Origin of the sequence: Micromonospora sp. HM5-17 (assembly GCF_003762835.1) — a bacterium.
Lineage (GTDB): Bacteria > Actinomycetota > Actinomycetes > Mycobacteriales > Micromonosporaceae > Plantactinospora.
In genome coordinates this window covers 249541-274791 of sequence record NZ_RJWA01000005.1, presented here as the reverse complement: position 1 = coordinate 274791, position 25251 = coordinate 249541, and the positions used below count along the sequence as shown (strand labels likewise).

Here is a 25251-nt window from a genome sequence, read left to right as displayed (position 1 = left end):
CGGGCCGCGGCCCGGGGGCGGCACGCCGGGACCGGTCCGCGGGCCGGGCTGCTCGGCCCGACGGCCCGGCGGCCTGGGCGCGACCTTCGGCGCCGTCCGGCGGTTGAGCCAAAGGTGAGCAACCGGTTGACCTGGGACGAGTACGCCATCAAGTGGGCGCGGCTGCACGGCGGCTTCGACCCGCGGATGGCGACCACCTCGGTGCGCCGCTGGCTGCGGATGTCGTACGTCCTGGGGTGTGCGCTGGCCCGGCTGCACGTCCCGCCGACGGCGGTGACGGTGGTCGGAGTCCTGCTCTGCGTCGGCGTTCCGGTCGCGATCGTCCAGGCCCCACCCGGGCCGCTCGGCCCGCTGCTCGCCGCCGCCCTCGTCGTGCTCGCGGCGGTCGCCGACAGCATCGACGGCGCGGTCGCCGTGGTCACCGGCCGGACCACCCGGCTCGGGTACGTCTACGACTCGTTGGCCGACCGGGTCGGCGAGGTGTGCTGGCTGGTCGCCCTCTGGCTGGTCGGCGCTCCGGGCGTGCTGGTGGTCGCCGCCGGGGCGCTCTCCTGGCTGCACGAGTACACCCGGGCCCGCTCGGTCTCGGCGGGGATGAAGGAGATCGGTACGGTCACCGTGGGGGAGCGACCGAGCCGGGTCAGCATCGTCGTGGTGGGGCTGCTCGTCGCCGCGCTGGCCCAGTTGATCATGCCGGAGCTGGCGGCGGGCACGATGACGGTGGCGACCGCGATCTGGGTCCTGCTCGGATTCTTCGGAATGGTCCAGCTGCTCTCCGTGGTCCGGCGGTCGCTCGACAAGACGGACTCGCCTGGCCGACCCGGGCCCGCCCGGCAACCGGCCGGGGCGGCGGGCGCGGCGGAGGGCCGGGCGCCGGTCGGGGCGGAACCGGGCGGGCGGGGCCCGTCCGGGAAGGAACTGGTCCGCCGGGAGCCGACCGAGGTGGAGCTGACCGTGCGGGAGCCACCGGGCACCGAGCCGCCGCACCCGGGGCGCTGACCCGACGACCGACCACCGGAGGGTCTGCCCGGTCGCCCGGGCCGCCCGCCCGACTGCCGGCGACGGCCAAGGGGTGGGCACACGGCCCCGCGGACCGGCCACGGATCGGCCGGCCGCTGTCGGCACGGCCCGGACCGGCCGGAGGCGTGGCGACGGCCGGCTATCGTGGCGCGGTGGGGGTGGACTGGGTGCCGGCACGGCCTCGGCCGGGCGCCGACCTCGACACGATCCGGGACCTCGCCGAGATCCACGCCCGGTACGTCCAGGCCGGGGTCGCCGTCCCCGGCGGGTGGGCGCCGATCACCCGGTACGCCGTGCCCGAGCGGCCCGTCGACGGGTCGGGCACCGGGCCGGACGGGCGGGGCGAATACCCGGCGGAGGCGGTCCGTCGGCTGGTGTCCCGGTTGGAGATCGTCGTCGACCACGACGGCTGTCCCGCCTGCTTTCGGGTCACCGTCATCGGCTACAACCGCCGCTTCCCGGTCTCCTGGCGGCAGGCGGCGTTCCGCACGATGCTGCCGGAGGAGGCCGCCGAGGCGGTCGCCCGGTGGCGGTGGTGGTACGGCCAGATCGTCGCGGGTCGGATGGCGTACCACCTCCGGCACCTGTTCGCCTGGGACGCGTACCAGGCGCTGCTCGGGGCACAGGCCGAGCTGCGGGCCCGCGCCACCGCGACCCTGACCCGGTCGACCGCCGGGGCCCGGCGGGATCGCCTGCTCCGGGCCCGCGAGCGGGTGTTCGCGCTGCCGGAGCCGCCGCCGTTGGCCCCGCCGGGCCCGCCCCCGACCTCACCGGACGACGACGGACCGGACCGGGATCGGGACGAGGCGATCCGCGCCCTCGCCGCGCACCTCGAACGGGTCACGGAGGTCACCCGGGAGTTCAACCGGGTGGTGCCGGGCAACGCCCGGGTGCGTCGCCCGGAGCCGTTCGACCTGGGTGACCGCCCGGTGCGGGACGAGTGGGTGGAGGCGTTCTTCGACTGGGTCGGCCCGTACGTCCGCACCGGACACGGCCTGTACCTGTGGGGATGACTCGGCGGTACCGGCGGGGCTGATCGGCCGAGGGACCGGGCCGCCGGTCAGGCCGGGCCGATCCGGTCCGCCACGATCTGCGCGGAGAGCGCCACCATCGGCAGGCCACCTCCGGGGTGGGTCGAGCCACCGACCAGGAACAGCCCGGCCACCGGCCCCCGGTTGGGCGGCCGGAGCAGCCCGCCCACGCTGCCGTGGATCGCCCCGCCCGGCGCGCCGGCCGTGGCGGCGAGGTCGGCCGGGGTCCGCACCTCCCGGAACACCAGCCGGTCCCGGACGTCGACCCCGCGCGCGGCCAGCACGTCGAGGATTCGGTCGGCGTACGCGTCCGCGAGGCCCGGCCGACGCCAGTCGATCCCGCCGAGGTCACGACCGTGCCGGGGCGCGTTGACCAGCACGAACCACGCCTCGTGCCCGGCCGGCCGGATCAGCGGGTCGTCGGGAACGCTGACGAAGACCGTCGGGTCGGCGACCGGCCGGGCCGGTACGCCCCGCCCCGGGTCGCCGAAGACCGCGTCGAACTCGGCGTCGTGGTCCGGTGGGAAGAAGACGTTGTGGTGGGCCAGTCCCGAGCCGCCGCGTACCCCGAGCAGCAGCACGAAACCGGCCAGGCTCCGGTCGGCCAGCCGGGCCAGCCGGTCCGGGGTCGGCAGCAGCTCCCGGTAGAGGGTCAGTGCGTCCACGTTGGCGACCACCACGTCCGCCGCGACCGGGGTGGTACCGCCGGCGAGCCGGACCGCGCGTACCCGGCCACCGGCCGCGTCGATGCCGGTGACGGTGGTACCGGTCGCCACCAGCACGCCGAGGTCCAGACATCGGGAGAGGAGCGCGTCGGCGAGCGTGCCGAGCCCGCCGCGTACGTACCAGCCGCCGGAGGAGAGTTCGGCGTACGGGATGGCGACCAGCGCGGCCGGCGCCCGGCGCGGGTCGGCGCCGGTGTACGTGGCGTACCGGTCGAGCAGCATCCGCAGCCGGGGGTCGCGCAGGTGCCGGCGCCCCAGTCCGCGCAGCGTCAGACCCGGGGCGACGGCCGCCAGGTCCGGCAGTCGCCAGGCCATCCGGGCCAGGGTCAGCGGCGAGTCGACGGGGCGGCGCAGCACGTCCCGCCAGGAGGCCGTCCAGACCCGCCCGGCCCGACGCCACAACCGCTGCCAGTCCCGCGCCGCCCCGGGGCCGAACGCCTCGGCGATCCGGTCGGCGAAGGTCGCCGGGTCGGCACAGGAGTCGAGGACGATCCCCGGCCCGTCCCCGCACAGGGGCGGGAAGTGGTGCCGGACGATCGGATCGAGCGGTCGCAGGTCGAGGTACTCGTCCAGCGTGGCGCCGGTCGCCTCGAACAGGTCCGCGAAGACCTGCGGCAGGGTGAGCAGGCTCGGCCCGGTGTCGAACTGGAACGTCCCGACCGGCGTCTCCCGCCGGTACCGGCCGAGTTTGCCGCCGACCTCACCGGAGCGCTCGTAGACGCTGACCTCGTGGCCGAGGCTCGCCAGCCGAGCCGCCGCCGCCAGGCCGCCCACTCCCGCGCCGATGACGACCACCCGAGCCATCGCCCGTCCCCCTCGTCCCGCCTTCGCGGCGACCCGGGCGCGCCGCGAGGACGGCTCAACGCACCGGTCGCCCCCGCCACGACAGCCGTCCCCGCCTCCGCAGATGGTACGACCGGAGCGTGAGCCAGCCGAGGAGCGTGACCGAGAGCGGGTGTGCCCACGCGTCCGGCCATCCGCGCCCACCGGTCGCCCGGGCACTGATCAGCCGACCGGCGACGCCGAGCAGGTAGGCGGCGGCCGCCACGAGTGCCGTCCCGGGCGCCCCGGCGAACGCCGCGCCGACGGCGAGCACCGGCGGTCCGGCGTACAGCAGCAGGAGCAGCAGCACGACGGCGGTGGCGGCGGGAGGCGGGCCGAACGCGGCCCAGAGCGACTTGGCGTAGCCGTCCCGTAGGTCGCGCCACGAGCGGTACATCCGGCACTCGGCCAGCGTCGACCCGTCCGCGAGGGCGATCCGGCTGCCGGCGCGCTTGACGGCCCGGGCCAGCGCGATGTCCTCCAGGATCCGGTCCCGGACCGCCGCGTGTCCGCCGGCCCGCCGGTAGCCGGCCCGGTCCAGTACGAGGAACTGTCCGCCCGCCGCGGCCAGGCTCGGCCGTGGCGAGCGTTCCATCGCGCGTAGCGGCAGGAAGGTCAGCCAGAGCCACTGGAGCAGCGGCTGGACCAGCCGCTCGCCGGCCGAGCCGGCGACGATCCGGGGGTACGGCGAGAGCAGCGTCGCCGAGGCCGCCCGCAGCGTCGCGACCGCGGCTGCCACCGCGTGCGGCGCGAGCACGGTGTCGGCGTCGACGAAGACCAGCACCGTCGCGTCCGGGTTGGCCAGTTCGGCGAGCTGGTGGCAGGCGTACGGCTTGCCGAGCCAGCCGGGCGGCGGCGGTGCGCCGGTGACCAGCCGTACCCGGGGGTCGTCGCCGGCCACCGCGCGGACCACCTCGGCGGTGCCGTCGGTCGACCCGTCGTCGAGGACGACGATCTCCAGGTCGGGCACGCCCCGCTGGGCCAGGAGCGCGCGTAGGCACGGGGTGACCCGGTCCGCCTCGTCGCGCAGCGGCAGCAGGACCGCCACGGACTCCCGGTCCGGTGCCGTCCCGGGCCGGGGTGGCGCCGTTGCGGGTACGGCCGGTCCGCCCGGCGCGGCCGGCTCACCGGGCGCGGCGGTCGGGTGGGCCGGCACCGGTGCGCGGGGCGCCGGGGCCCGGCGCAGCGCCGCCGGGTCGGGGAGCCGACGCAGCCAGCACGCGGCGTTCAGCGCGGTGTGTCCGGTCAGCGTACCGACCAGGCCGGCCAGGACCAGCGCGGCGGTCAGGCTGCTCATCATCGCCCCAGCCCGGCGATCAGGCCGTTCAGCACGGCACCGGCGCGGCACCGCGGGTGCGACGGTCGCGGACCAGGGTCACCGTGAGCGGCCCGGCGACCACCGCCATCGCCAGGGCGCCCCAGGCCGCCGACGCGGGAAGACCCAGGAAGACCGCGTGAGCGAGGAGACTGGCGAGGTAGGTCCACAGGTAGAGCGCGTACATCGGCGCGTCCGCATCCCCCGGTGACCGGTCCGTCCGACCGGCGGCTAGGGCGAGCAGTGCCATCAGCAGCGTCGCGACGAGAAGCCATCCGAGGTAGTTGCTGACCGGCACGTCCGGCACCCCGGGCAGCGCCGGCGTCGGGTTCCGCCAGCTCCAGTAACCCTCGGCCACCATCTGCGGGTCGAGGAAGACGTCCCAGCCGGCCAGTCCCACGGCGGCCAGGACGACCCGGGCCGGCCCCGGACGCCGCAGCCGGACCGCGGCGAGCCAGGCGGGCCAGGCCATCCAGGTCCAGGCCAGCGGGATCACCAGGGGTACCCCGGCCAGCATCGGGCCCAACTCGCCGGAGTACCGGTAGCCGCCGAACGGCACCCCGGTGGTCACGCCGAGCAGCTCGACCGCCAGGCCGCCCCCGGTGGTGACCAGCACCAGTGCGGCGGCCGTACCCGGGCCGCGGCTGAGCAGGGCGTGGCTCACCGACAGCAGACAGCCGAGGACCACTGTGGCCACGGTCAGTCGGGCGCGGGTGGCGCCGGCGGTCAGCGGATAGCCGATCTGGGCCAGCACGAGTACGCCGAGCAGCGCCCAGGGAAGACGACGGAGCAGCGGCCCGGCGCTCGGGCCCGCGGGGCGCGACCCGGGCGTCGCTTCCGGGACCGGGCCGGTGGCGCCCGGTGCCCGGCCGGCCGGCGGCGACGCCGGTGCGGGCCGGCGGCTCATGTCCGCGCCGGGGGTGGCAGCGGCAGGGTCCGGCCGAGTACGGCGAAGGCGCGTTCGTCGCCGGGGAAGTGGAAGTCCCGCAGGACGTCCACGAAGCCGAACCGCCGGTACAGCCGCCAGGCCCGGGAGGTCTCCTCGTCCGCCTCGGGTGTGGAGAGCAGGGTGGTGCTGCCGGTGGCCATGGTGAGCAGCGCGCGGAGCTGTCCGGCGCCGAGCCCGTGGCCCTGGGCCGCCGGGCGTACGTGCAGCTCGACCACCTCGAAGCAGTTGGTGAACCAGGTCCGACGGGCCTCGTCGCTGAGCGCCTGGCGCACCTGGTCGTGCCACCACTGGCCCGGGGCGGAGAGGTAGCCGTACCCGAAGCCGACCAGGTGGCCGTCGTTGCTGAGGGTGGCGACGGCCCGGAAGCCGGGGCGACGGACGTGGGTGGCGATGTAGCCGCGCCGGGACTCCAACAGCTCGGGCCGGTAACCCATCGCCTCGCCGTAGACGGCCACCACGTCGTCGAGCCGTCGGGCGAGATCGTCCGGCCTCCACGGCACCAACCTCATCGCTGTCGGCTCCTCACTGCTGGCCAGCATCTCCACCCCCGGTCGCCGTCGGCATCACCCAGTCGAGCACCGCCGGATCACCGACGAGACCGCACACCTCGAACCGGGCGAACAGCTCCTCGGCGTACCACCCCTCGCGGGGCGTACGGGTGATCGCCGCGCGGTGCTCCGGGTGACGGTACGCGAACTCGGTCAGGCACGTGGTGTCACGCCAGACGCTGACCGTGCCCTGCCACCCTATCGGGGCCTCCCCGATGCCGAACCGGGCCAGCAGGCCGGGTGCCTGCCGGAGCGCGGCGACGACCGGGGGGACCGCCCGCCAGAAGGCGACGGCCCGGTGGGGGCGCAGCCGGGCTCGGGTGAGGGCGAGCAACGGCCGTCCGGACACGGCGTCCCCGGCGCCGGAGGCCACCGGCGCGGCGGCGTGGCCGCTCTCCGACGCGGCGACGGTCTCCGACGCGGCGACGGTCTTCGGCGCGGCGGCGTGGCCGCTCCGCGGTCCGGCGGTGTCGCGGGTCGCCCGTCTCGTGGCGTGGGCCGGTGGGGGCAGGACACCGAACGGCTCGACCCCGGCCCACCGTCCCCGGCTGGCGAGCGGTCGCAGGTCGAGCCGGACCGCCGCCCGGGCGATCCCGTGCCAGGCCCGGCCGACCGCCGTGTCGGCGAACCCGGCGGCCCGGGCCGGATCGGTCCAGACCACCAGGGCGGCCCAGCGGGTCGGGTCGGCGTCGGTCGGCCCGAAGCCGTCGCCGTCGCCGGTGCCGAGCAGCTTGCCGAAGCGTACGCCGGGAAGGGCGCGTAGCCGGCGTCGGTCGACGGCCATCCGGGCCAGGACCCGGGGCAGCGACCGGTGGGGAACCCGCCAGACGTGCAGGGTGACCAGCGGGGCGGCCCCGGTGGGTACCGGGTCGGCGGCGGCACCGGCCGTGCCGGGTGTGGCGCCGGAGGTCGGGCTGGCCCGGCTCACGCCACCTCGGCGCTGCTGCCGGCGGTGATCCGCAGCAGTTCGGCGTAGGTCGTCGGAAAGACGGCCTGTGGTACGCCCCCCGCCGCCCAGATCTCGGGGTAGTCGGCGAGCGCGGTGTCGACGAGGGTACGGATCGGCTTCGGATGCCCGAGCGGGGCGACGCCGCCGATCGGCTGTCCGGTGTGTTCACGGACGAACTCCGGGGTCGCCCGCGTGACCGAGCCGACGCCGAGCGTGGCGGCGACCCGGGCGGTGTCCACCCGGTGTGCTCCCGAGGTGAGGACCAGCAGGGGTTCGCCGTCCGCGTTGAAGATCAGTGAGTTGGCGATCTGACCGACCTCGACGTTGAGGGCGGCCGCCGCCGCTACCGCGGTGTGCACCGCCTCGGGCAGGATCCGGACCCGGCTGGGCGCTCCCGAGCCGTCCCGGGCGCCTGCGTTGTCGAGCGCGTCCTGGACCGCCTGCACGTTGGGATGTGACTGCATGGGCTTCATCTTGCCGGGGCGGGACCGGTTCGGGCGGTGGTGGGTCTGGGGCCGCCCCGACCAGGGATGACGGCCCCGCTCCCGGCCGGACCGGGGTCATCACCGCCGGTTGGGGTACCCGGCCCCGCCGGCGCCGACGGGGCCGGGTGCTGGAGTCTCAGCGGGCCCCGTTCCAGTCGACGAGCTGGATGATCACGCCGTTGGGGTCACGGACCTGGAAGGCGCGCTCGCCCCACTCCTCGGTGGTGAGCGGCATGGTGATGGTCACCCCTTCGGCCTGCAACCGGGCCAGTTCGCCCTCCAGGTCGTCCACCACGAAGGCCAGGATCACCCCCTGGGCGTGGTCGTCGCGCTGGTCGGCGGGGAGGGTCGGCAGACCCCGGCGCAGGAAGACGACGTTCATGCCGGCGTCGTCGCGGGTCAGCGAGGCGAAGCCGTCGGCGGCCATCTCCTCCCGGAAACCGAAGTGGGTCTGGAGGAAGGCGCTGGAGGCGGCGACGTCGTCGACGTTCAGCGACACGGCGGACGAGGTGATTGCCACGCGTGCTCCTTCGGGGTGGGAAATTTACTCCGTACATTGTACGTCGTACGTCGTATAGAGATGGTGCCGCGCCGTGGGCGAGGGGGATTCCCGTGCTCCCATTCGCCTCTTTTGCGACGATTGCGGTACGGCGTGGCTCCTGGCCCCGACCACGGCATGTGGGCCACTGTGAGGAGATGGTCGGTTCCGAGTCGCCGCGCGAGGTCGCCCCACCGCCCCGGCCGCCGATGCCCGTACTCCTGACGAAGGTCGTGCGATCGGGATGACGTTCGGGCGGAGTCACGGAGCGCCGCCGTGGTTAGCGTCGGGCGCCATGTCGACGACGTGGCGGATCCTGATGACGGTACTGGCGCTGACGGTGGGCGGGGCCGTGGTGGTGCTGCTTGCCCCGGGCGGGCTGGGCGACCCGCAACTGCAGATCGTGACGGACGGGGCCTCCGCCTCGACGTACCGGTCGGTGGTCGGGGCTGCCGGGAAGCTGCCGGACTGGCTGCACGGCCCGGGTGAGCATGTCGCGCTTGCCGGGGTGCTGCTCCTCGTCGGTCTGCTGGGCTGGACGGGCTGGACCGGGTGGCGACGCCGCACCCCGGCCGTGGTCGGTGCCGGGCTGGTCGGAGTCGGTGCGCTGCTGGCGTACCTGACCAGCGAGGGGCTGAAGCTGGTCGTCGACCAGGAACGGCCCTGCCGCGCCTTCGACGACGTCACCACCTGGGTGCCGTGTCCGCCGGCCGGCGACTGGTCGTTCCCGAGCAACCACTCGACGGTCGCCGGGGCGCTGGCCGCCGGCCTCGTCGTGCTGGCCCCGCGGCTCGGCTTCGTCGCCGTACCGGTGGCCGGAACGGTGGCGGCGATGCGCGTGGTGGCGGGAGTCCACTACCCGCACGACGTCCTGGCCGGACTGCTGTTGGGTGCCGCGACCACCGTCGCGCTGCTGCTGGCGCTGGGTCCGGTCGGGGCCCGGATCGCGGCGTGGCTGCCCGGTCGGGGCGCGCGCGTGCCGGGAGCCCGTTGACCCGGGCCGGTCAGCGGGGCGCGGCCAGCACGTCGGAGGCCGGGGCGGGGGTGTCGGGTGTCGTCGCCGGCGGTTCGGCGATCCGGGCCGTCTCGGCGAGGGCGACCCCGGTCAGCACCAGCATTCCGCCGGCGAGCTGGGCGGCGTTGAGCGCCTCACCGGCGCCGAGCACCATCCAGGCGACCGCGGCCGCGATCACCGGCTCGACCATGCCGAGGATGCCGACGCTGGTCGCCGGGAGGTGCCGCAACGCGGCGGCGACCAGCAGGTACGGCGCGATCGAGCCGAGCAGGATGACGTACCCGCAGAGCAGCGCGACCGGTATCCCGCCGCTCGTCGCGCCGAGCGGCTCCCAGCCGCCGACCCCGTCGGTCACCGCCCGGGTGAGCAGCCCGGCCACCGCGGCGGTACCGAAGGCCCAGGTGGTCAGCGACAGGGTGTCCCGCTCCCGTACGCCCCGGGCACCGAGGATGTAGTAACCGGCGAGGAGGACGGCGGCACCGAGCCCGGCGAGCACCCCGATCCCGTCCAGCGTGAACTCCCCCCAGACCTCGGCCACGCAGGCCAGTCCGGTGAGGCTGAGCGCCAGTCCGGCCCAGAGCCGGGGCCGGACCCGCTGGCGCTCGCCGAATCGGGCCCAGAGCGCGACGAGCAGCGGGGCGGTGTACTCGAACAGCAGCGCGATGCCGACCGGCACCCGGCTGATCGCGACGAAGTAGAGCATCGGGACGAGGAAGAAGCCCGCCAGCCCGTACGCGATCAGCATGGGGAGCTGACCGACGGTGACCCGGAGCCGGCGGGCGCCCGGCCGGAGCACCAGGCTCAGCACGAGCAGGCCGACGAACGCGCCGGCGGCCCGGATCAGGGCGAGCTGCGGCACCTCGATGCCGGCCCGCAGGACCAGTTTCGAGACGGTGCCGTTGACCGCGAAGAGGACACCCGACGAGAGCACCATGAGGACGCCGAGTGTCGGTCGACGAGTTGTCGTCACCGGGCGAGGCTACCCACCGGCGGGTCAGCACCGAAACCGATATCACCCGCTACCGCATCTCGGGATCGGGCCGTGACTTGCGTTTTTGTCGGCGCCGGGGTGTACTCTCTCCAGTAGTTAGAACGAGTGTTCGATTAGGTGGGGGTCGATGTCGAGTCGACGCCCGCACCGGGCACTCGGGCTGACACCGGGGGCGGTGTTCGCGGCGCCACCTCCGAAGTGCGGTTTCGCGGACCGCACGGGCTCCGGAGCCGCGAGTCCGGGCCCGTCGAGGCGGATCGTCGTCCGCCGTCCACGACCCCCGGGCGGCGGGCGGCGACCCCGCCGGTCGGCCGGCCGGGTGTGGTGTGGGGAAGCGTCCACATCCGGCCGGCGCCACCGCTGCGTCTTCCCTCCGTAGCGGGTGGTCTCAGCGATGCGTCACCGTCGGTCCTACGGCGGCGACGTGGTGAATGGGTGACGCGGAGGAGACAGTCCCATGCCGACCAGCCAGGCTCAGGCGCCTACGGTGCCGTCGCACGTGCTGCCGCACCGCACCCCGGCTCAACTTCTGAAGATCGCCCGAATGGGGCTGGCGGAAGCCGCCGAGACCCGAGCCGACGGGCTGCGGTACGCCGCGGCGCACCTGGCCGCCCTGCGTGCCGCCGCCGCGCTGCTCGCCGCCCGGGCCCGGCCCGCGCCGCACCGCCGCAACCGCGTCACCAGCGTCTGGGCGCTGCTGGTGGTCGTCGCCCCGGAGCTGGGGGAGTGGGCCAACTACTTCGCCATCGGCGCGAGCAAGCGGGCCGCCGCCGAGGCCGGCATCCCCCGGGTGGTGAGCGCCCGGGAGGCCGACGACCTGCTTCGCGCGGCCGAACAGTTCGTCGCGGTGATCGAGGCGACGCTCGGCGTGGCCCATCAGCCGACGCTCGACGGCGTCGCCGCCTAGCACCGCACCAGGCAGAGCCTCGGGGCCGCAGCTCGCGGCACGGTGCCGCGAGCTGGTCCGGCGTGTCCGGCACCGACCGGGCATCCCGGCGGGCCACGGGACGCGACCACGACACCACCGACCGGGCAACGAAAACGGGGGAGCAGACGGATGGCGGGACGGATGGTGCGCGGTTCCGCCGCCCTGGCCGGGCTGGTCCGGCCGGCGAGTGCCCCGGAGTCGACCGACCCGCACCAGACACTCCCGGTGCTGCCGGAGCTGGCCGGGCTGCTGCCCCGGCGCGGACTGCGGCGCGGCAGCACCGTCGCGGTCGGGTACTCCGGGCACAGCGGCAGTACCTCGCTGATGCTGGCGCTGCTCGTCGAGGCGTCCCGGGCCGGGTCGTGGTGCGCCGTGGTGGGTGTGCCGGCGCTCGGCGCGGTCGCCGCGGCCGAACTCGGCATCGCGCTGGACCGACTCGCCCTCGTCCCTCATCCCGGTCCGGAGTGGGCAACCGTGGTCGCCGCCCTGATCGACGGGGTGGACGTCGTGGTCGCGGCGGTGCCCGACACGGTCTCCGCATCGGTCGCCGACCGGTTGGCGGCCCGGGCCCGGCAACGCGGCAGCGTGCTCGTGCCGTACGGCCGCTGGACGGGCGCGGACCTCACCCTCCAGGTGCGGCGTGGCCGGTGGGAGGGGCTGGGCCAGGGTCGGGGCCGGTTACGCCGCCGGGAGGTGACCATCTCCGCGCGCGGTCGGGGTGCGGCCGTACGGCCCAAGGAGATTCGGGTGTGGTTGCCGGGCGACCGGTCGACGGGGACGGCCGGCCCGGCCCCGGCGGGGTCCGCCGCGCGGCGCGGCTCGCTCACCGTCGTCCGGTCGGGGTGACGTTACCCGGGCCCCTCGGGTCGTGGCGCGGCACCGGGCGGATCGTCCGGTGCCCACGGCGGGAGTCGGGGCGTCGAAACGAGTCCGGCCGTGCCCCGCCCCTCGGTGGCCCGAGTGGGCGGAACACGGCCGGAACGTCAACGAGGCCGGACTCAGTTCATGAGGTCCCCGAGCCCCTTCAGCATCTCGGCCAGGTCGGCGGTCTCCGAGGCGGGCGGGGCCTCGACGGTCACCGGCTTGCCGTAGTCGGTGTAGTCGACGGTGATGTCGTTCGTCGTGCCCATGACCACGTGCGCCCGGCGCGGCAGGTACTGCTCGTCGACCCAGAGGTCGAGCTTGACGTCCTTGACACCGCTCTTGGTCAGCTCCTGCTCGACCGCCTTCCGCGCGTCGGCGTCGAGCTGCCCGAGGTAGGTCGCCACCGGGGTGGTGACGGTGTAGTGGACCGTACGGACCCCGTTCACCGTCTCCTCACCGAGGGCGGTGACCCCCTCGGTCGCGAGCAGCGTCTTGACCTGCTTGGTCGGGTCGATGTCCTCGAGCTGCTTGGTGAACTCCATGCCCGCCTGGGCGCCGGCGGCGGCCAGGTCCATCTTGATCCAGCGCTTCCCGCCCATGTCTGCCCGGTCCGCCTCGGGCACCTCGACGTAGAAGACGGAGCCGATCATCCGGACGGTCGTCGGACCATCGCCGGGAGCGTCCATCGTTATCTCGGCCTTGAGCGGGTCGCGCAGGTCGAGGGCGCCCTGCATCGTGAACTTCTCGTTGGCGGCCGTGCCCTCCACCTTGATGGAGACGGAGTCGACCTTGTCGGTGGTGTCGACGACCTTCTGCAGCGAGCCCTTGAGGTCGCTGGCGAGCAGCTCCAGCACGCTCGGCTTCTTCGGCTCGTTCGACGACGAACCCGTGTCCGAGCCGCAGGCGGCCACCGCAAACACCGTGAGCGCGGAGACCGACAGGACCGCGGCGTTCTTCCAACGTGACACGATGAAAAGCCTCCCCCGAAAGGTTTGGAGATTCCCCGTAACGACGACACGTTAGCCCAGTCGGTCAAGCTGATTTGCACTCACCCGGGGGTGGACCGGGCCCGTCCCGGCTACCGAACGGATTTGCCCAGGTCACCGATCGTGGCCGGGTCACGTCGCTCGGGTCGCACGCTCACCAGGGCGGTTCCGCGCCGAGATAGGCCGGCTGCGCCAGCGGCTGGTCGAGCAGGAACGCGCGGACGAGTTCGCCGTACCGCTGGGGTTGGTCGGTGGTGATGGTGTGCCCCGCGTGGGCGACGGCGACCAGGGTGGCGTTCGGCAGGACATCCCGGTATTCCCGGGTGACCGGCCAGGCGATGTAGTCGCACTCGCCGCGCAGCACCAGCACCGGCGCGGTGGCCTGGCGCAGCTTCGGTCTTGGATCGGGCACCCGTTCGGCGTCGAACGAGGTCGCCGCGTTGGCCCAGAAGCCGAACCCCCGCGGTGCGCGCGCGGTGCGCGCGGTCGCGGTCGCGCATCCGGGGCGCATGTCGAGGTCACTGACCAGCGCCTCGAACACGCCGTCCAGTTGTCTGTCGGGCAGCAGGGTCCGGGCGGTGCGCGGGCCGACCAGCGCCATCAGCGCGTGGGCGAGCAGGAACCGCGGATGGCGGGACAGGACGGCCTGCTGGTCGTGCCAGCCGGCCTCGGTGAGCCGGTCGGCACCGGCGAACGCGGGCCCCCACATCGGGCCGGGCGAGGCGACGACCGCCCGGTCCACCCGGTCCGGATGGGCGGCGAGGTAGTGGGCGATGAGCGTACCGCCCCAGGAGCCACCGACCAGGACGATCCGGTCCGCCCCGATCTCCCGCCGGATCGCCTCCAGGTCGGCGACGTGCCGGGCCACCGTGTATTCTCCGGCGTCCGCCAGCCGTCCGGACAGCCCGGCGCCGACCTGGTGGTAGTCGTACACCGGGAAGCCGGCGGCGGTGAGAACGGCCGCGAGCGCGTCCTGCGGCCCGCCCGGGGCGCCCGGTCCACCGTGCACGAGGATGACCGGCGTGGGGCGGGGCGTGCCCCGGGCCGGGACGTGCGTGTAGGCGATGCGTGACCCGGTGGACAGCTCCCAGTAGCGGACATCGTCGGTGGGCGGGAAGGGGGTGGCGGGCGGCGCCGACGCGCAGAACAGCGCGCCGAACAGGACCGTCACGCCGACCAGCGGGACGGTGGTGGCCGCTCCGGTCAGCCAGCCGCGGGTGCGGCGCCGGGTGGTGATCCAGCGGCCGGCGAGCCAGACCAGCCCGCCGGTGCAGACCAGCGTGGCCAGCGCGGCCCCAACCATGGCCGCGCCCCGGCTGTTGGTGGCCGCCGCGGTCGCGAGCAGCCCGGCGAACGCAACCGGCACACCGGCCAGGGCCGCGAGTACCACGCCGATCCAGGCCACCACCCGGCGCGGCCGGGAGGCGCGCTCCGGCTCACCCATCGCTGACCACCTTGGTGCCGCTCACCCGGTCGAGCAGGCGTCGCCGATCACCCCACAGCAGCGGTACCCAGTCCAGCCAGGCGAGCGGCCCGAGGAGGAAGCTGAGCCGGCGCAGCAGCGCGCTGCCCACGGTGACCCGCAGGCCGTCCTCGGTGACAACCCGCAGCCGCAGCAGCCGCTTGCCCGGGGTGGTGCCGGTCCGGCTCTCCAGGATCCCCAGGCCGAGGATCGACCAGCAGAGCGCGATCGGTACGCCGATCGCGCGGAACGGGCCGGCACCCGGGTACGCCTCGTCGCCGCAGCGCAGCGGTGCGGCGGTCACGCAGACGTCACCGATCTCGACGTACGGGATGGGTGGGAAGGTCGCGGCGAACCCGCCCCCCTCGTTGAGCACCCGGACGGCGTCGACGACGAGCAGCGCGACCGTCACCCCGATGAGCGGCAGGTTGTCGAGGGCCACGGCCGCGAACCGTCGCGCGGTGGGGGCGAGGGGTCGGGTCCGCTCCGCGGCGAACGACCTCGCCGCGGACTCCGGGCTGCCCAGCCGGTCCAGCGCCGCGGCGAGTTCTCCGGCCTCGGCGGCGTCGGTCAGGTGCCCGACGAGCTCGGCTCGGCGTCGACGGCGTTCGTCGGGCGAGGCGACCAGCCGCCGGACGACCTCATCGGCGTAGTCGTCGATCCGCTGTTGATCGGTCATTTCTCCACCTTGTCCAGCGCGTCCAGCAGGCGGTGCATGGCGTTGACCAGCTCGGTCCACTCCGCACGCAGCACGGCGAGGTGAGCCCGGCCGGCCGGCGTGATGTCGTAGTACTTCCGGGGACGGGCACGGCCCTCGACCTCCCAGGTGGCCGCGATCTGACCGGCGTCCTCCAGACGGTGCAGCAGCGGATAGAGCGTGCCCTCCTTGACCTCCAGCACCCCGGCGCCGGTCCGTTCGAGCAGCTTGAGCAGCTCGTAGCCGTAGCGGCGACCAGAGGTCAGCACGGACAACACGGCGAGCTCGGCCGTGCCGCGGGCCAGCTCGCGGCGCAGACGCGCGAGGGCGTCCGGCCCGTGCTGATTGGCCGGGTCCTCCGCGTCGTCCGGCTGGTTGGTGGGGAGTGCCACTCGTCTCGGCATGGAAAGCATCGTACGACCGCATACCTTGCGTAACAAGGTATGTGCCAGACGGGACGAACGGCACGGGTGGGGAGTTATCCGATCGGTTCGGGGTCGGGCCGACCGGAATCGAACACACGTTCTAAGATTCCGCGTATCCGCTGGTCAAGGGAGGTGTGTGCGGGCATGGCACCGGTACGGACCATGCTGGTCTGGTGCCCTGACTGGCCCGTGGTCGCGGCCGACATCGTCGACGGGATCCCCGCCACGACCCCGGTCGCGGTGCTGCACGCCAACCGGGTGGTCGCCTGCTCCGAGGCGGCCCGCGCCGACGGGGTACGTCGCGGACTGCGCAAGCGGGAGGCGCAGAGCCGCTGCCCCCGGCTGACCGTCGTGGAGCACGACCCCGGCCGGGACGCCCGCGCCTTCGAGCCGGTGGTCGCCGCCGTCGAGGAGGTCGTCGCCGGGGTCGAGGTGATCCGACCGGGGGTCTGCGCGGTCGCCGCCCGCGGCCCGACCCGCTACTTCGGGAGCGAGGAGCAGGCCGCCGAACGGATCGTCGAGCACATCGCCCAGACCTGCGAGGTGGAGAGCCAACTCGGCATCGCCGACGGCGTCTTCGCCGCCGGGCTGGCGGCCCGGACCGGGCGGATCGTGCCCCCCGGCGGCACCCCCGAGTTCCTCGCCGGGCTGCCGATCGAGGCGCTGGGCCGGCCGCACCTGGTCGACCTGCTGCGCCGGCTCGGCCTGCGGACCCTCGGCGACTTCGCGGCGCTGCCCGCCGGGGACGTCCTGGCGCGATTCGGCTTCGAGGGGGCGTTGGCCCACCGTCTCGCCGGAGGCCGGGACCACCGGCCGCTCGCCGTCCGCCGCCCACCCCCGGACCTCGCGGTGACCGAGACGTACGACGAGCCGCTCGACCGGGTCGACGCCGCCGCGTTCGCCGCCCGGTCCCTCGCCGAACGACTGCACGACACACTCGCCGGCCACGGGCTCGCCTGCACCCGGCTCGTCATCGAGGCGGTCACCGCACACGGCCAGGAACTGCACCGGGTCTGGCGACACGACGGGCTGCTGACCGCGGCGGCGATCGCCGACCGGGTGCGCTGGCAGCTCGACGGCTGGCTGTCCGGGACGAGCCGGCGCCCCGGCGCCGGTCGACCCGGCCCCGCCCGCCCGACCGCCGGGATCATCCGGCTGCGGTTGGTTCCCGACGGCGTGCTGGCCCACCTCGGCCTGCAACCCGGGCTCTGGGGCGAGACGGGGGCGGAACGCGAGCGGGCACACCGGGCGCTGAACCGGGTACAGGGCATCCTCGGGCCCGAGGCGGTGGTCACCGCGGTGCTCGGCGGCGGGCGGTCCCCGGCCGACCAGGTCCGGCTGGTGCCGTGGGGTGACGAGCGGGTTCCCGGCCGACCGGCGGCCCCGCCGTGGCCGGGCCGACTGCCGCCGCCCGCCCCGGCCGTCGTACTGCCGGTGCCGATGCCGGTCACCGTGGTCGACGCGGCCGGCGAGCCGGTCCGGGTGACCGCCCGGCTGGAGGTCAGCGCCCCGCCGGCCCGGTTCGCGGTCGACCCCCCGGCAGCCGGTACGGCGGGCGCCGGCCCCGGTCCGTCGGTACTCGACATCCGGAGTCCGGTGGAGATCGTCAGCTGGGCCGGCCCCTGGCCGGTCGACGAGCGCTGGTGGGCGCCGGCCGAGGCCAACCGGCGGGCCCGGTTCCAGGTGTGCCTCGCCGACGGTACGGCGCTGCTGCTCGCCCTCGCCGGCGGTCGCTGGTGGGTGGAGGCCATCTATGACTGACCGGCCCGGGACGAGGTACCGATGAGCTTCCATAACCCCGACCTGCCCTGGTCCGAGCTGGAACGCGTGCTCTCCGGCCGTCCCGCCGGCCGTGGCGGGCACCTCCGGGTGGTGGACCCGCTCGCCGCCGACGGGTCCGACCGGTCCGGCCCGGGCGGCGACCGCCGTCGGCCCGGGTACGTCCCGCCGGAGCCGCCGACCACCCCGGCCGAGGGCACGGTGCCGTACGCCGAACTGCACGCGCACACCAACTTCAGCTTCCTGGACGGGGCCAGCCATCCCGAGGAGCTGGCCGAGGAGGCGGCCCGGCTCGGCCTGACCGCGTTGGCGGTGACCGACCACGACGGCTTCTACGGGGTGGTGCGGTTCGCCGAGGCGGCCCGCGCGCTGCGGCTCCCCACCATCATCGGCGCCGAACTGTCGCTGGGGCTCCCCGGACCGCAGAACGGGGAGCCGGACCCCCTCGGCCGGCACCTGCTGGTCCTCGCCCACGGCCCGGAGGGGTACGCCCGGCTGAGCGCCACCATCGCCCGGGCCCAGTTGCGCGGCGGCGAGAAGGGCCGCCCCGACTACGGAAGCCTGGAGCAGGTGGCCGCCGAGCTGAAGGACCACGTCCTGGTGCTCACCGGGTGCCGCAAGGGCCACGTGCCGGCGGCGCTGCTCACCGAGGGGGTCGAGGCGGCCGCCCGGGAACTGGGCCGGCTGACCGCGCTGTTCGGCCGGGATGCCGTGGCTGTCGAGCTGACCGACCACGGTGACCCGACCGACGGGGATCGCAACGACGCGCTCGCCGAACTGGCCGCCGCCGCCGGCCTGCCCACCGTCGCCACCAACAACGTGCACTACGCCACCCCGGCCCGGCGACGCCTGGCCACCGCGCTGGCGGCGATCCGGGCCCGGCGCAGCCTCGACGAACTCGACGGCTGGCTGCCCGCCGCCGGCACCGCCCACCTGCGCAGCGGGGCCGAGATGGCGGCCCGGTTCGCCGCGTACCCCGGCGCGGTCGCCCGGGCCGCCGAGTTCGGCGCCGCACTCGCCTTCGACCTCAACCTGGTCGCGCCGCGACTGCCGGACTACCCGGTGCCGCCCGGGCACACCGAGATGAGCTGGCTACGGAAGCTGACCATGGACGGCGCGCTGCGGCGGTACGGCCCGCCCGAGGCGCATCCGGAGGCGTACCGACAGCTCGAACACGAGCTGAGGATGATCGAGGAGCTGGGTTTCCCCGGCTACTTCCTGGTGGTCTACGACATCGTGGCGTTCTGCCGGGCCAACGACATCTACTGCCAGGGGCGTGGCTCGGCGGCGAACTCGGCGGTCTGCTACGCGCTGGGGATCACCAACGTGGACGCGGTCCGGCACCGACTCCTCTTCGAGCGTTTCCTCGCCCCGGAACGCGATGGTCCACCGGACATCGACGTCGACATCGAGTCCGATCGCCGGGAGGAGGTGATCCAGTACGTCTACCGGAAGTACGGCCGGGAGCACACCGCCCAGGTCGCCAACGTCATCTCGTACCGGCCGCGCTCGGCGGTGCGGGACATCGCCAAGGCGTTCGGCTTCTCCCCGGGGCAGCAGGACGCCTGGAGCAAGCAGATCGACCGCTGGGGCGAGATCGCGGCGGTGGACGTCGACGGCATCCCGGAGCACGTCGTCGCGTACGCCAACGAACTACAGACCTTCCCCCGGCATCTCGGGATCCACTCCGGCGGGATGGTGATCTGCGACCGGCCGGTGATCGAGGTCTGCCCGGTGGAGTGGGGCCGGATGCCGGGCCGCACCGTGTTGCAGTGGGACAAGGACGACTGCGCCAGCGTCGGCCTGGTCAAGTTCGACCTGCTCGGCCTCGGCATGCTGTCGGCGCTGCACTACGCGTACGACATGATCGAGTCCTCCCTCGACCTGAGCGAGATGTCGCTGGACGACCCGGAGGTCTACGAGATGCTCCGCCGGGCCGACTCGGTCGGGGTGTTCCAGGTGGAGAGCCGGGCCCAGATGGCCACCCTGCCCCGGCTGAAGCCGAGGTGCTTCTACGACCTGGTGGTCGAGGTGGCGCTGATCCGGCCCGGTCCGATCCAGGGCGGCTCGGTGCACCCGTACATCCGGCGGCGCAACGGGCAGGAGCCGGTGACGTACCCGCATCCGCTGATGCGCAACGCGTTGGAGAAGACCCTCGGGGTGCCACTGTTCCAGGAACAGCTGATGCAGCTCGCGATCGACCTGGCCGGCTTCGACGCCGGTGGCGCCGACGAACTGCGCCGGGCGATGGGCGCGAAACGCTCCGCCGAGCGGATGGCGGCGATCCGGGACCGGCTCTACGCCGGGATGGCCGAACGGGGGATCACCGGCGAGGTCGCCGACGACGTGTATCGCAAGCTCGCCGCCTTCGCCAGCTACGGCTTCCCGGAGAGCCACGCGATGAGCTTCGCGTACCTGGTCTACGCCAGTTCCTGGCTGAAGCGGTACCACCCGGCGGCGTTCCTCGCCGCGCTGCTCAACGCCCAGCCGATGGGGTTCTACTCGCCGCAGACCCTGGTCGACGACGCCCGCCGACACGGCGTCGAGGTACGCCGTCCGGACATCAACGCCAGCGACGCCAAGGCGAAGCTGGAGTCCACCCCGCAGACCCGGTGGGGCAGCGCGCCGGGGGAGCCGCCGCCCCGGTGGGGGCTGGGCGGTCCGGCGGTCCGGCTCGGGCTGTCCAGCGTGCGTACCCTCGGCGACGAGCTGGCGAAGAAGATCGAGGAGGAGCGGAGGGCGCACGGGCCGTACCGGGACATGCCCGACCTGGTCCGCCGGGTCGGGCTGACCGCCGCGCAGGTGGAGGCGTTGGCGACCGCGGACGCCTTCGCCTGCTTCGGGCTGTCCCGGCGGGCGGCGCTCTGGGCGGCCGGCGCGGCGGCCCAGGAGCGGCCGGACCGGCTGCCCGGCACCGTCACCGGGGCGGCGGCGCCGGCCCTGCCCGGGATGGAGGCCGTCGACCGGCTGGTCGCCGACGTCTGGGCCACCGGGCTCTCCCCGGAGAGCCACCCCGCCCGGTTCGTCCGGGACCAGCTCGACGCCCTCGGCGCGGTGCCGATCGCGAGGCTGGCCCAGGTCGAGGCCGGGCGGCGGGTCCGGGTCGGCGGCATCGTCACCCACCGGCAGCGACCCGCCACGGCGGGTGGGGTGACCTTCCTGAACCTGGAGGACGAGACCGGCATGCTCAACGTGAGCTGCTCGCCGGGACTGTGGCAGCGGTACCGGACGGTGGCCCGGACCAGCGCCGCGCTGGTCGTACGCGGACGCCTGGAGAGGTACGACGGGGTGACCAACCTGGCCGCGGACCGGCTCGACCCGATCACCCCGCCGGTCAGCCCTGCGTCCCGCGACTTCCGCTGAGGGGTGTAAGGAAGGGCCCCTTGTTATCGCTTTTTGTAGATAAAGGGGCCCTTCCTTACTCCGGCCCGGGCGCCCCATCGGCGGTAGCCGGCGGTGCCGACGACCAGGAGCACGAGCGCGACCACCCACGAGGACCCCACGGCGGAGGGCTGGACCGGCCAGGCCCACACCCCGGCGGCGCCACCGATCTGCCGGGGTGCCGCGGCGTAGACGGCGCAGACGTACCCGAACGCGGCGACCCAGGCCAGCCGGGCGCCCAGCAACACCGCGGCCCCGGCGACCAGACCGACACAGCCCAGGGTGTTGCGCAGCAGGGCGTACGCGCCGAAGACCTCGGGCGTCCGCAGCCCGGCCAACATCAGCGTGCCGCCGATCAGCGTGGCGCCGAGCAGGACGTGCCCGAGCCGCCACCGGGGCCAGGGCAGTGGTGTCCCGCGTTCCAGTTCCTCGTCGGCTCCACCCAGGGTCGGGGCGAGCAGCGTCGCGCCGAGCAGGGGAGCGAGCGTGACGACCGGGATCCGGGCGGCCGGGCCGTCGAAGTACGGGCGACTGGCCAACCAGTTCCCGCCAATCCAGGCCAGTACCGCGACCACACCGACCCCGGCCAGGAACGTCGGGGCGCGCCGGGCCCGCAGGTGTAGCCGGAGCAGTCGGCCGCTCACCACAACTCCTCCCCGAGCCCGATCAGCCGCTGCTCGTCGCAGCGGTGGGCGGCGGCCAGGAATCTCCCGAACCAATCCCGCTGCTCCGCCTCCGGGAGCGCCCGCAGCCGCTCCAGCAACGTCTCCTGGGTGCGCTGCTGCGCCAAGAGGGGTCGGCCCTCGGAAGCAGTCGGTGGCCACTCGGTGAGCAGCCACTCCCCGGCCACCCACGTCACCTGGTCGACCCGCTGGTCCGGTTCGCCGCGCCGGTAGAGACAGAGGGGAAAGACCAGCGAGTGAAAAGCGGCGCGGAGCCAGTCGCTGTTCGCCACGCCCTCGCCGGTCGCGGTCGCCTGGTTCTGCAGGTTCAGCCAGATCGTGCCGTCCGCCACCGGATCGGTCGCCCCGTCGGGTTGGGTGAGGTCGTCGGCGGCCCGGGTCGGTGCGCCGGGAACCCCGGCCAGTCGGTGCAGCACCGGCTGGACCAGCGCGGCGACGTCGTCGAGGAGGAAACCGTTGATCCGGGCGACGCAGACCTCCGGCCCGGTCCTGGTGCAGACCGGCTCGACCGCACCCGGATCGGCCCGCAGCCGGTCGGGACCCGGGCCGGTGCCGATCGGCAGCGCCACCGCGACCGCCAGCGCGGCGCAGAGCAGCGCCGCCAGCCGCCGTCGGGCGGCGAGGGCGAGCAGCACTCCGGTCAGCGCCACGAACCAGCCCGCCTGCAGCAGGTGGAGGTGCTCCGGCAGACGCCGCCCGGCGAGGAGGTTGTCGTGCATCGGAGAGAGCCAGTTCCACCCTGATCCCCGGAGATAGCCGGGGATGGCGAGCCCGACATAGGTGACCAGCCCGGCGACCGGGGCGGCCACCCGCAGCGGCACGGTCCGCCCGACCAGCACGCCGAGCGCGGTCGCGGCCCAGAGCCCGAGGACACCCACGGCGACCGTCCACCACCAGCCGCTGTCGGCGAACGTCGCAACCCGGGCGACCAGCACCGCTGCCCCGCCGAACGCGAGCAGCAGCCCGGCGGTGCCGGCGAGCGAGACCGCCAACCAGGCCACCACCAGGGGCTGCCACGCCGGCCGGGGCGTCGAGCCGAGCAGCTCATCCATCCGGCGGCGCCGTTCCCGACCGGCCTGCCAGGCGCCGGCGGCGACCATCAGGGCGCAGAGGACCAGCATCGACATCCGGAGATAGCTGGCGAGGGCGCTCCACCGGCCACCCCAGTCCTCCGGGTGTACGGCCAGCACCCAGACGCCGGCACCGACCATCACCGGGAACGTCGTCGCTGCCGTACCGCGGCGTAGCTCGACCCGGAGCGGACCCACCAGCCGCGGTCGGCGCCTCGCCGGCCGCGTCCGCTGCTCCGGTCGGCGGGACCGGCGCTCCACCAGCCAGGTCCGGCGGCCCGGCCGTCCGGCCGTCATCGGGTCGTTTGGACCGTTCACCGTCGGGTCGTCCGGACCGTTCATCGCTGCTCCGCCCGGGCGCCGCGCAGCACCGCCGTGTAGCCGCGTTCGATCGGGGAGTCGCCGCTGCCGCCGTCGACACCGGCCGCGACCAGCTCCTCGGTCGTACCGGTGAAGACGAGCCGGCCGCCGTCGAGCAGGCTCACCCGGGCGCAGGCGGTGCCGACATCCTCGACCAGATGGGTGCTGACCAGAACACACGCGTCGATCCCCAGCTCTCGCAGCAGGGCCCGGAACTCGACCCGCTGCTCCGGGTCGAGGCCGGCGGTCGGCTCGTCGAGCAGCAGCAGACGCGGGTCGTTGACGATCGCCTGGGCGATCCCGGCCCGGCGCAGCATGCCGCCGGAGAGGTGCCTCATCCGGTCGTCGGCCCGGTCCAGCAACCCGACCCGGTCCAGCGCCCGGTCGACCGCGAGCGGCACCTCGGCCCGAGGCACCTCCCGCAGCCAGGCGAAGTACTCGACGAACTCCCGCACCGTGAACCGGGGGTAGAAGCCGAAGTCCTGCGGCAGGTAGCCCAACCGTCGACGGATCCGGCGCAGCGCCGCCCGGTCGGTGATGTCCTCGTCGAGCAGCCGTACCCGGCCCCGCTCGGGGCGGGCGACGGTGGCCAGCACCCGGATCAGGGTGGTCTTGCCGGCGCCGTTGGGCCCGAGCAGTCCGTGTACGCCGGGGGTCAGCTCCAGGTCCAGCCCGTCGAGGACAACCCGACGGCCGTACCCGACCCGTAGCCCGGTGACGCTGACCGTGGCGGTAGCGCTGATCCCGACCGTCATCCGGTCACCTCTCCCCTCATCCGGTCCCGGGCCGTCCGGGCTCCCGCCACCAGCACGGCCACCGCCACGACGGCCAACCATCCCGGTACGGCCACCGGGGCGACCAGCCGGTCACCGCCGACCGGCGCCAGCACCAGCACCGCCCAGCCGACGGCCACCCCGATCCCGGCCCGGTACGGCTCGACCACCGCGCCGAGGCCGAGGGTCAGCACGGTCAACGCCAGGCTGGGTAGCAGCCACAACCCGGGTACGCCGATCCCGGAGACCGCCCCGGCGACCAGGCTCATCGGTATGGCGACCGCCAGCACCGACAGGGTCCGCCACAGGACGATCCGCAGCCCGGCGTACGGCGTGCTGGCGACGAGGTCGTGCAGCGGATCGGTGTGTCGGCCGTACGACGAGGCGACGCCGAGCACCGGCAGCACCGGTGCGACCAGCAGCAGTACCCAGGCCTTCACCGGCGCGATGTTGGCGGCGACCGCCGCGACCAGGGCGAGGGTGACCGCGACCGAGCCGAGCCAGCCGGCCCGGGCCGCCGGCCCGGCGCCGAGCAGCACGGCGCTGCGCCGCCACCGGGTCCCGGGACGGACCCGCCCCCGCCGTGACCGTCCGGCGGATCCCGGTCTCGCCCAGCCGGCGGGCGCCGGCGTCGGCACCCCGGCGGGTTTCGACGCCGAGGGCCGGGGGAGTGGGTCGGCGACGGTCAGCCGGTCGCGCAGCGCTGCGCCGACCTCGGCGACGATCCGTCCGGTCGTCTCGTCCAGTGGCAGCCGCCCCCGGCAGAGCGGGCAGCGGTCCAGGTGGGTCTCGACCGACCAGGCGTCGACGTCGGCGAGCCGGTCCTCGGCGTACGCGCGGAGCACCCCGTCGTCCAGGTGCGTGCCCGTCACGACAGGGCCGCCCGAAGTTCGCGCCGAGCCCGCATCGCCCGGGTCTTGACCGTCCCCTCCGGCACCCCGAGCAGAACGGCGGTCTCCCGGACGGTCAACCCATCGAGGACCGTCGCCTGCAGCACCGCCCGCAGTTCCGGGGAGAGCCGACGCAGCGCCTGCGCCAGCCTCCCGTCGTACGTCCTGCGCATGGCCTCCTCCTCCGCGGACGGTGACCGGACGAGTTCCGCCCACGGCGCCCGGTCCTCGTTGAGGTCGTCGGTGCCGACGGCGGTCCTCGGCCGGGCCAACGCCCGCCGGCTGGCGTCGATCAGACGCCGCACGGCGATGGTCCAGACCCAGCCGACCACCTCACCACTTCCCCGGTAGCCGTCCGCCGCCCGCCAGATCGTGAGGAACGTCTCCTGGAGCAGGTCGGCGACGAGTTCCGGGTCCCGGCACCGGCGGCGCAGCCGCAGGGTCAGCCAGGGCGCGTGCCGGGCGTAGAAGATCTCGAACGCCCGTCGGTCGCCGGAGCCGACGCGGCGTAACAGCTCCTCGTCGCCGAGTTCCATCACGTGACGGTAGGACGCAGCCGGCGTCG

Annotated in this window: 23 protein-coding genes and 1 pseudogene; 7 read left to right on the top strand and 17 right to left on the bottom strand. The window is 74.7% G+C overall.

What is annotated here, in order from left to right:
• Nucleotides 1–114: 114 nt before the first annotated feature.
• Both EF879_RS16805 and EF879_RS16800 read left to right on the top strand, forming a co-directional pair.
• Nucleotides 115–807, top strand: a pseudogene (locus tag EF879_RS16805) (CDP-alcohol phosphatidyltransferase family protein); the annotation flags it as partial.
• 365 nt (nt 808–1172) lie between these two features.
• On the top strand, nt 1173–2033 hold the full coding sequence (locus tag EF879_RS16800) for a hypothetical protein (protein WP_148086466.1): 861 nt from the start codon (nt 1173–1175) through the stop codon (nt 2031–2033).
• Between the two features lie 47 nt (nt 2034–2080).
• On the opposite strand, the gene EF879_RS16795 is transcribed toward EF879_RS16800, so the two are convergent.
• From EF879_RS16795 to EF879_RS16765, 7 genes are all read right to left on the bottom strand, one after another.
• Nucleotides 2081–3685, bottom strand: a complete 1605-nt coding sequence (locus tag EF879_RS16795) for an NAD(P)/FAD-dependent oxidoreductase (protein ID WP_255420920.1) — start codon at nt 3683–3685, stop codon at nt 2081–2083.
• The gene (locus EF879_RS16790) at nt 3636–4895 is read right to left on the bottom strand and encodes a glycosyltransferase family 2 protein (protein WP_199736486.1); all 1260 of its coding nucleotides are present in this window, start codon (nt 4893–4895) and stop codon (nt 3636–3638) included. Before EF879_RS16790 ends, EF879_RS16795 begins: the two co-directional genes overlap by 50 nt.
• Nucleotides 4896–4923: 28 nt before the next feature.
• Nucleotides 4924–5820 (bottom strand): carotenoid biosynthesis protein, encoded by an 897-nt coding sequence (locus tag EF879_RS16785; protein ID WP_123559653.1) that lies wholly within the window; start codon nt 5818–5820, stop codon nt 4924–4926.
• Complete coding sequence (locus EF879_RS16780; protein WP_123559998.1) at nt 5817–6371, bottom strand: GNAT family N-acetyltransferase; 555 nt, start codon at nt 6369–6371, stop codon at nt 5817–5819. The genes EF879_RS16785 and EF879_RS16780 overlap by 4 nt, the downstream gene beginning before the upstream one ends.
• 13 nt (nt 6372–6384) lie before the next feature.
• Complete coding sequence (locus EF879_RS16775; protein WP_123560000.1) at nt 6385–7254, bottom strand: monooxygenase; 870 nt, start codon at nt 7252–7254, stop codon at nt 6385–6387.
• 80 nt (nt 7255–7334) lie between these two features.
• Complete coding sequence (locus EF879_RS16770) at nt 7335–7823, bottom strand: YbaK/EbsC family protein (RefSeq protein ID WP_123559651.1); 489 nt, start codon at nt 7821–7823, stop codon at nt 7335–7337.
• A gap of 157 nt (nt 7824–7980) precedes the next feature.
• A complete protein-coding gene (locus tag EF879_RS16765) occupies nt 7981–8364 on the bottom strand; it encodes a VOC family protein (protein ID WP_123559649.1) in 384 nt (127 codons plus the stop codon).
• Between the two features lie 313 nt (nt 8365–8677).
• Between EF879_RS16765 and EF879_RS16760 the strand changes: the two genes are divergently transcribed.
• Nucleotides 8678–9376, top strand: a complete 699-nt coding sequence (locus EF879_RS16760) for a phosphatase PAP2 family protein (protein WP_233604523.1) — start codon at nt 8678–8680, stop codon at nt 9374–9376.
• A 10-nt stretch (nt 9377–9386) separates the two neighbouring features.
• On the opposite strand, the gene EF879_RS16755 is transcribed toward EF879_RS16760, so the two are convergent.
• A complete protein-coding gene (locus EF879_RS16755) occupies nt 9387–10367 on the bottom strand; it encodes a DMT family transporter (protein WP_148086465.1) in 981 nt (326 codons plus the stop codon).
• A gap of 478 nt (nt 10368–10845) precedes the next feature.
• Here EF879_RS16755 and EF879_RS16750 point away from each other — a divergent pair, with 478 nt between their 5' ends.
• Nucleotides 10846–11295, top strand: coding sequence for an SAV_6107 family HEPN domain-containing protein (locus EF879_RS16750; RefSeq protein ID WP_123559645.1), 450 nt, complete (start codon nt 10846–10848; stop codon nt 11293–11295).
• Between the two features lie 150 nt (nt 11296–11445).
• Nucleotides 11446–12162, top strand: a complete 717-nt coding sequence (locus EF879_RS16745) for a hypothetical protein (RefSeq protein ID WP_123559643.1) — start codon at nt 11446–11448, stop codon at nt 12160–12162.
• Nucleotides 12163–12314: 152 nt separating this feature from the next.
• Here EF879_RS16745 and EF879_RS16740 read toward each other — a convergent pair whose 3' ends face one another.
• The 4 genes from EF879_RS16740 to EF879_RS16725 all read right to left on the bottom strand — a co-directional run bounded on the left by EF879_RS16740 (nt 12315) and on the right by EF879_RS16725 (nt 15729).
• The gene (locus EF879_RS16740) at nt 12315–13148 is read right to left on the bottom strand and encodes an LppX_LprAFG lipoprotein (protein WP_123559641.1); all 834 of its coding nucleotides are present in this window, start codon (nt 13146–13148) and stop codon (nt 12315–12317) included.
• Nucleotides 13149–13320: 172 nt separating this feature from the next.
• A complete protein-coding gene (locus tag EF879_RS16735) occupies nt 13321–14610 on the bottom strand; it encodes an alpha/beta fold hydrolase (RefSeq protein WP_123559639.1) in 1290 nt (429 codons plus the stop codon).
• Entirely contained in the window at nt 14603–15307 is a 705-nt protein-coding gene (locus tag EF879_RS16730; RefSeq protein ID WP_123559637.1) for an RDD family protein, read from the bottom strand. The genes EF879_RS16735 and EF879_RS16730 overlap by 8 nt, the downstream gene beginning before the upstream one ends.
• The gene (locus EF879_RS16725) at nt 15304–15729 is read right to left on the bottom strand and encodes a PadR family transcriptional regulator (protein WP_158624191.1); all 426 of its coding nucleotides are present in this window, start codon (nt 15727–15729) and stop codon (nt 15304–15306) included. The genes EF879_RS16730 and EF879_RS16725 overlap by 4 nt, the downstream gene beginning before the upstream one ends.
• Before the next feature lie 165 nt (nt 15730–15894).
• On the opposite strand from EF879_RS16725, the gene EF879_RS16720 reads away from it, so the two are divergent.
• Together EF879_RS16720 and EF879_RS16715 are read left to right on the top strand one after the other, a co-directional pair.
• Nucleotides 15895–17511 (top strand): DNA polymerase Y family protein, encoded by a 1617-nt coding sequence (locus tag EF879_RS16720; RefSeq protein ID WP_123559632.1) that lies wholly within the window; start codon nt 15895–15897, stop codon nt 17509–17511.
• Between the two features lie 21 nt (nt 17512–17532).
• Entirely contained in the window at nt 17533–20892 is a 3360-nt protein-coding gene (locus EF879_RS16715) for an error-prone DNA polymerase (protein ID WP_123559630.1), read from the top strand.
• Nucleotides 20893–20915: 23 nt separating this feature from the next.
• Here the strand turns inward: EF879_RS16715 and EF879_RS16710 are convergent, their stop codons facing one another.
• Genes EF879_RS16710 through EF879_RS16690 form a run of 5 tightly spaced genes read right to left on the bottom strand, consistent with a single transcriptional unit; the run spans nt 20916 to nt 25225 of the window.
• Nucleotides 20916–21554 carry a hypothetical protein gene (locus EF879_RS16710; RefSeq protein ID WP_123559995.1) on the bottom strand — a complete coding sequence of 213 codons (639 nt, stop codon included), beginning with the start codon at nt 21552–21554 and terminating at the stop codon, nt 20916–20918.
• Nucleotides 21551–23005 (bottom strand): ABC transporter permease, encoded by a 1455-nt coding sequence (locus EF879_RS16705; RefSeq protein WP_233604522.1) that lies wholly within the window; start codon nt 23003–23005, stop codon nt 21551–21553. Before EF879_RS16705 ends, EF879_RS16710 begins: the two co-directional genes overlap by 4 nt.
• Nucleotides 23002–23778 carry an ATP-binding cassette domain-containing protein gene (locus EF879_RS16700; protein WP_123559628.1) on the bottom strand — a complete coding sequence of 259 codons (777 nt, stop codon included), beginning with the start codon at nt 23776–23778 and terminating at the stop codon, nt 23002–23004. Before EF879_RS16700 ends, EF879_RS16705 begins: the two co-directional genes overlap by 4 nt.
• Entirely contained in the window at nt 23775–24668 is an 894-nt protein-coding gene (locus EF879_RS16695) for an anti-sigma factor (RefSeq protein ID WP_123559626.1), read from the bottom strand. The genes EF879_RS16700 and EF879_RS16695 overlap by 4 nt, the downstream gene beginning before the upstream one ends.
• Entirely contained in the window at nt 24665–25225 is a 561-nt protein-coding gene (locus EF879_RS16690; protein ID WP_199736469.1) for an RNA polymerase sigma factor, read from the bottom strand. The genes EF879_RS16695 and EF879_RS16690 overlap by 4 nt, the downstream gene beginning before the upstream one ends.
• Nucleotides 25226–25251 lie beyond the last annotated feature (26 nt).

Excerpts from the sequence above, each read along its gene's own strand:
- EF879_RS16750 (WP_123559645.1), top strand. The coding sequence starts at position 10,846 with ATGCCGACCAGCCAGGCTCAGGCGCCTACGGTGCCGTCGCACGTGCTG.
- EF879_RS16760 (WP_233604523.1), top strand. The coding sequence starts at position 8,678 with ATGTCGACGACGTGGCGGATCCTGATGACGGTACTGGCGCTGACGGTG.
- EF879_RS16720 (WP_123559632.1), top strand. The coding sequence starts at position 15,895 with ATGGCACCGGTACGGACCATGCTGGTCTGGTGCCCTGACTGGCCCGTG.
- EF879_RS16730 (WP_123559637.1), bottom strand. The coding sequence starts at position 15,307 with ATGACCGATCAACAGCGGATCGACGACTACGCCGATGAGGTCGTCCGG.
- EF879_RS16770 (WP_123559651.1), bottom strand. The coding sequence starts at position 7,823 with ATGCAGTCACATCCCAACGTGCAGGCGGTCCAGGACGCGCTCGACAAC.
- EF879_RS16745 (WP_123559643.1), top strand. The coding sequence starts at position 11,446 with ATGGCGGGACGGATGGTGCGCGGTTCCGCCGCCCTGGCCGGGCTGGTC.
- EF879_RS16785 (WP_123559653.1), bottom strand. The coding sequence starts at position 5,820 with ATGAGCCGCCGGCCCGCACCGGCGTCGCCGCCGGCCGGCCGGGCACCG.
- EF879_RS16780 (WP_123559998.1), bottom strand. The coding sequence starts at position 6,371 with ATGAGGTTGGTGCCGTGGAGGCCGGACGATCTCGCCCGACGGCTCGAC.
- EF879_RS16735 (WP_123559639.1), bottom strand. The coding sequence starts at position 14,610 with ATGGGTGAGCCGGAGCGCGCCTCCCGGCCGCGCCGGGTGGTGGCCTGG.
- EF879_RS16700 (WP_123559628.1), bottom strand. The coding sequence starts at position 23,778 with ATGACGGTCGGGATCAGCGCTACCGCCACGGTCAGCGTCACCGGGCTA.
- EF879_RS16705 (WP_233604522.1), bottom strand. The coding sequence starts at position 23,005 with ATGAACGGTCCGGACGACCCGACGGTGAACGGTCCAAACGACCCGATG.
- EF879_RS16790 (WP_199736486.1), bottom strand. The coding sequence starts at position 4,895 with ATGAGCAGCCTGACCGCCGCGCTGGTCCTGGCCGGCCTGGTCGGTACG.
- EF879_RS16715 (WP_123559630.1), top strand. The coding sequence starts at position 17,533 with ATGAGCTTCCATAACCCCGACCTGCCCTGGTCCGAGCTGGAACGCGTG.
- EF879_RS16725 (WP_158624191.1), bottom strand. The coding sequence starts at position 15,729 with ATGCCGAGACGAGTGGCACTCCCCACCAACCAGCCGGACGACGCGGAG.